The organism is Peptidiphaga sp. (assembly GCF_057238965.1).
Genome location: NZ_DBHHEV010000125.1, coordinates 1 through 4,883, shown reverse-complemented (window position 1 = coordinate 4,883; position 4,883 = coordinate 1). Strand labels below are relative to the sequence as shown.

General features: G+C 64.9%; 4 protein-coding genes and 1 pseudogene. 2 read left to right on the top strand and 3 right to left on the bottom strand.

Features of this window, described 5'->3' with window-relative positions; genetic code table 11:
• From ACO48X_RS10695 to ACO48X_RS10685, 3 genes and pseudogenes are all read right to left on the bottom strand, one after another.
• Positions 1 to 269 (bottom strand): annotated as a pseudogene (locus ACO48X_RS10695) (Atu1372/SO_1960 family protein); the annotation flags it as partial.
• A 3-nt stretch (positions 270 to 272) separates the two neighbouring features.
• Positions 273 to 428 (bottom strand): Sp36 family protein, encoded by a 156-nt coding sequence (gene sp36 / locus ACO48X_RS10690; protein WP_484990079.1) that lies wholly within the window; start codon positions 426 to 428, stop codon positions 273 to 275.
• A 32-nt stretch (positions 429 to 460) separates the two neighbouring features.
• Positions 461 to 835: a WhiB family transcriptional regulator gene (locus ACO48X_RS10685; protein ID WP_485002068.1), complete on the bottom strand. Its 375-nt coding sequence runs from the start codon at positions 833 to 835 to the stop codon at positions 461 to 463.
• Positions 836 to 1,324: 489 nt separating this feature from the next.
• Here ACO48X_RS10685 and ACO48X_RS10680 point away from each other — a divergent pair, with 489 nt between their 5' ends.
• Positions 1,325 to 3,589: a transglycosylase domain-containing protein gene (locus ACO48X_RS10680; protein WP_485002067.1), complete on the top strand. Its 2,265-nt coding sequence runs from the start codon at positions 1,325 to 1,327 to the stop codon at positions 3,587 to 3,589.
• A gap of 44 nt (positions 3,590 to 3,633) precedes the next feature.
• A complete protein-coding gene (locus ACO48X_RS10675) occupies positions 3,634 to 4,728 on the top strand; it encodes a metallophosphoesterase (protein ID WP_485002066.1) in 1,095 nt (364 codons plus the stop codon).
• Positions 4,729 to 4,883 lie beyond the last annotated feature (155 nt).

The following is a 4,883-nucleotide window of genomic DNA, read 5'->3' as shown; positions in this document are numbered from 1 at the left end:
ACCCGAGACAGGCCGTCCAGCCCGCCGGCCTGCGCCGCAGCCGCGGCCAAGGCGTTGAGGGCGGCTACGCGGGCGAGGCCCTTCGCGTCTTCGGCGGGGACGTCCGAGCCGACTTTGCCCTTGGCGGGCAAAGCGCCGTCGACGAGCGGAAGCTGGCCAGAGGTGCGGATGACGTCGCCAAAGCGGGTCGCCGGCACGTATGCGGCGACGGGCGCGGCAACCGGCGGAAGCTCGATCCCGAGCTCGGCAAGGCGATCTGAGACGCCCATCCGTCAGTCCTTCGGCCGTTTGAGGTAAGCCACCAGGTTTTGCCCGTCGGGTCCGGGGATGACGGCGACGAGCTCCCACCCGTCGTCGCCCCAAGTGTCGAGTATTGCCTTTGTATTGTGAATGATCAGAGGAATTGTCGCGTACTCCCATTTCTGCATGGAGACAAGCTTACCCCCAGCCGCAGCGCGCGTCACTCGTCGTCCTCGTCGCCTTTGCGTTCCCCCTCTTTCTTCTGAGCGTTCCGACGCGAGAGGCGCAGCGGCTTGCCTTCGCGGATCGCGACGAAAACGGGATCTGGAGAGGACGTGATGGACTCGTACCAATCCGCCTGTTCGGGGACGGCGCGCAGAAGCTGGCGCCGCTCGCGCTCGGTCAATCCGCCCCACAGGCCGTAGCGCATATTCGACTGAAGGGCGTCGGCGAGGCACATGAGGCGAACCGAGCAGTTGCGGCAGATGTCCCTCATCTCCCTTTGCGCCGAAGAAGTGGAGAACAAAGCCTCGGCGTCGCAGCTCCCACAGTTCGCATTGTCCGCCCATCGCGGATCCAAAGGTCCTGCAGGCATATTCGCCTCCTAACAACGTCGTCGTTGTTGCTTGCCCTTAAACTCTTCGTACCCAGCCCTTATACATGACGAATGGGGACCCCCACAAGACCCCCGCATCCCCGCCCGCCGCAGCTTTCCGCGGCTTTCCGCGGCATCTTGCCCCTTCCAGAATTTAACCCCCTCGGAGTTTCTTTCCCGGCGCGTCCCTTTTCACGCCGCCGCGAGCCGCATGCACCCTTGCCGGGGCGGTTCCGGGCAACGGCCGGTTCGACGGCCGGGCCTGCCAGGTCGGCAGCGGTTTGACGGCGACGCCCGGTTCGACGGCGGGGGGGCAGCCGCCCCTCTTCCGACTCGGCGCCGATCGCGCCGCTTGCACCGGGCGCATATGAGCGTGCCGTCCAGTCCGGTCTCGCGGAACACGATCGCGCCGCCCGCACGGGGCGCATATCACGGCCGGATCTGCTTTGCCGAGAGGACATCCCAAGGTTCACCACGTATCCTGACACTATGTCGAATACGAGCCGAGGCGGCGCAACCATGCGTCAAATCTTCACACTCGTCGGAGCCATCTTGGGCATGTGCCTCATCGGCGGGACCCTTCTCGCAGGCCTCATCATGCCGATAGCTACGACCTCCGGCACCGGAGTCAATGCGGTGACCGCCATGTTCGAGGAAAGCCCCGACGACCTCGGATTCGTCGAACCCTCGGAGCAATCGGTGCTTCTTGCCTCCGACGGGAGCCAGATCGCGACCTTCTACACGGAAAACAGGGTCGTCGTCGCATCGAACAAGATCTCCAAGCATATGAAGAACGCCGCCGTCTCGATCGAGGACAGGCGTTTTTACGAGCACCACGGCATCGACGTCCAAGGCCTGGCGGGGGCGTTCGTCAACAACCTCACGGGAGGCAGCACGGCCGGCGGCTCGTCCATCACGCAGCAGTACGTCAAGAACGCCCTCATCGAGCAGGGGCGCGTGAAGAACGACCACAATCTCATTGAGCAGGCCACCGAGCGCACGATCGCCAGAAAGATCAACGAGGCGCGGCTCGCGATCGCCGTCGAACGGAAGATGTCGAAAGACGAGATCCTCGCCGGGTACCTCAACCTGGCCCAATTCGGCCCCAACCGCTACGGCGTCGAGGCTTCCGCCCAGTACTTCTTCTCCAAGTCCGCGAAGGACTTGAACATCCCCGAGTCCGCAATGCTCGCGGGAATCACGCAGTCTCCCGCGCGCTGGAACCCGGTCAAGCACCCCGAGGAGGCCAAGACCAGGCGCGACACGGTCATCCGCGAAATGTACCGCAACGGCTACATCACGAAGGAGGAGATGACCTCTTCCCAGAACGTCCCGATCGCCGACATGCTCCACATTTCGGAGAAGCCCACGGGGTGCGCGGCGGCGGGGAGCGCGGCCTACTTCTGCGAGTACGTTCGCAACGATCTGCTGAACGACGAAAGCTGGGGCAAGAATCGCAATGACAGGGTCGCAAAGCTGTACCATGGCGGCCTGACGATCCAGACCACCCTGGACCCGAAGAAGCAGAAGGACGCCCACGACGCCCTCGTCAACCACATCCCGACCGACGACGCCTCCAACATCCAAACCGCGATGTCGAGCGTGGAACCGGGCACCGGCCACATTGTCGCGATGGCGCAGAACACCAACTACGGCAACGCCACCGAGGCCGACCCCCGCGCCACCAAGGTCAACCTCAACGTCAGCCGCAGCATGGGCGGCGGAACCGGTTTCCAGTCCGGTTCGACGTTCAAAGTCTTCACCCTCATCGAATGGCTGAAGAGCGGCCGCTCGCAGTACGACATCATCAATTCGAACGGAGGAACCCTCCCCCGCGGTTCCTGGAACATCCCCTGCTCGCCCAAGTCCCGGGACAACTACAAGTTCGGCAACCTCGAGGCCGTGGGCGGCGGCATGATGTCGGTGCTCGAATCCACTCGCAAATCCGTCAACGGCTCCTTCGTCCGCATGGCAAACAAGCTGAACCTGTGCGACATCGCCGACACGGCCAAGAACATGGGCGTCGAGCGAGGCGACGGGGGCAAGTGGAAGTACTTCCCGTCGATGGTCCTTGGCGCCAACGAAGTCACCCCCCTGTCAATGGCGAGCGCCGTCTCGACTTTGGGCGCCGAAGGCCTTCGCTGCAAGCCCCAGTCCTTTACGAAGGTCTCCGACTCCAACGGCAACGTCCTCGCCTCGAAGGACCCGGATTGCGATCAGGTTCTCGACAAAGAAATCGCCCGCAAGACGACCTCTGTCCTCAGGCAGGTCGTCGCACCGGGGGCGACGGGCGAGAACGCTCAGGTCCCCGGCCGCGAAGTCGCAGGGAAGACGGGCACGGCCAACGACGACACGAACGCCTGGTTCATGGGCTACACCCCCCAGTTGGCCAGCGCCGTGTGGCAGGGCCACATGTCTCGGACGAAGACCATGTTCAACGCCGTCATCAAGGGAAAGCGGTACGGTGAGGTCTACGGCGGCCTTTTCCCCGCGATGATCTTCTCGACGTACACGAAGGCGGCCCTCGACGGTCAGCCCAACAAGCACCTCAACGACGGCAAGCAGTCTGCCCCGCCCTCGAGCAGCCCAAGCAGCAAGTCGCCTAGCCCCAGCCCCACCCCGTCTGCCGTTTCCCCGAGCGAAGGTTCCAGCGGCTCCCAAACGAGCCAAACGCCCTCAGAAGACCAGTCCAAGCACAAGGACGACGAGGACGACGGCAACGGCGGCGGCGAAGTCGACGACGGAAACGACTGAGCGGCGATGAAGCTGAGCCACCCTTTTCGACGCGGACTCAAGCCGTGAGCTTGGGCAAGGCAGCCGCCCGAATCGCGGCAGCCGGAACCGCCGCCGGGTTTGCAACCGGGCTGTGGAGCCTCGCCGAGGCTCAGGCGTTTGCGTTGCGCCGCCGCACTCTTGTTTTGGATCCGAGGGCATCTTCAGCCGATTGCTCCGTCGAGCCCGTCGCGGGGGGCTCGACGGCATCTGAGCCGAAGGCCTCCGTTCGGGGGCAAAGCGATGCATTGGACCCGCCTTTTTCCGCCCCCGCGAAAGACGCAGTTTCCCTCGACGACGGCGACCCCCGGCGCCTGAGGGTCCTGCATCTGTCGGATATCCATCTGCTCGCGTGGCAACGGCGAAAGCTGGCCTGGATCGAGAAGCTGGCCGACGAGGGCCCCGACCTCCTCGTCCTCACGGGAGACTCCATCGCCCACTCGGCCGCTGTCGCGCCGCTGCTTCGCACGCTCTCCGTTTTCGCGGGGCTGCCGGGGCTGTTCGTCTTCGGCTCGAACGACTACTACCCTCCGCGGCCCAAGAATCCCTTCACATACTTCAAAGCGCCCTCCTCGCATTCCCACGGGGGCAAAGTGCGCGAGCTCCCCTGGCCGGAGATGCGAGCCGGCTTTGAGAGCTTCGGGTGGATCGACCTCAACAATCGGCGCACCGCCCTCACGGTCAACGGGATCGACGTCGACGCCGTCGGGGTCGACGACCCCCACATCAGGCTCGACAAGCTCCCCGACGCCCACACCCGGCCGTCCGGCTCGAAGCCTCGAATCACAATCGGCTTGGCACACGCCCCTTACGCGCGGATCCTCGACACCATGGCCGATGACGGATGTTCGCTCGTGTTCGCGGGACACACGCACGGCGGCCAGGTGTGCGTCCCTGGAAAGGGCGCGCTGGTCACCAACTGCGACCTTCCCACGCCCCTCGTGGCGGGCTTGTACAGATGGCCCGACGCCGGCGAGGTCATACGCCGCGACGGCGCCGCCGTCGCGGCGCACCCCGGCGCATGGGTCAACGTCTCGGCGGGCCTCGGCGCCTCGCCCTTCGCCCCCGTCCGCTTGGCATGCAGGCCGGAGGCGATTGTGCTTGACGTCGTCTTCCCCTGATCAGAGGCGGCGCCCCGCAAGTGTGCCAACCGTCTCGAAGCCGACGTTTCACATTGAGCTGCCGACTCGGCTATCATTAACGGGTTGCAGAAATGCCGCACCGGGGTATGGCGCAGCTTGGTAGCGCGCTTCGTTCGGGACGAAGAGGCCGTGGG

What these genes read in the sequence shown, in the direction of transcription:
- sp36 (WP_484990079.1), bottom strand. Translation starts at nt 428, where the DNA reads ATGCAGAAATGGGAGTACGCGACAATTCCTCTGATCATTCACAATACA.
- ACO48X_RS10685 (WP_485002068.1), bottom strand. Translation starts at nt 835, where the DNA reads ATGCCTGCAGGACCTTTGGATCCGCGATGGGCGGACAATGCGAACTGT.
- ACO48X_RS10680 (WP_485002067.1), top strand. Translation starts at nt 1,325, where the DNA reads ATGTCGAATACGAGCCGAGGCGGCGCAACCATGCGTCAAATCTTCACA.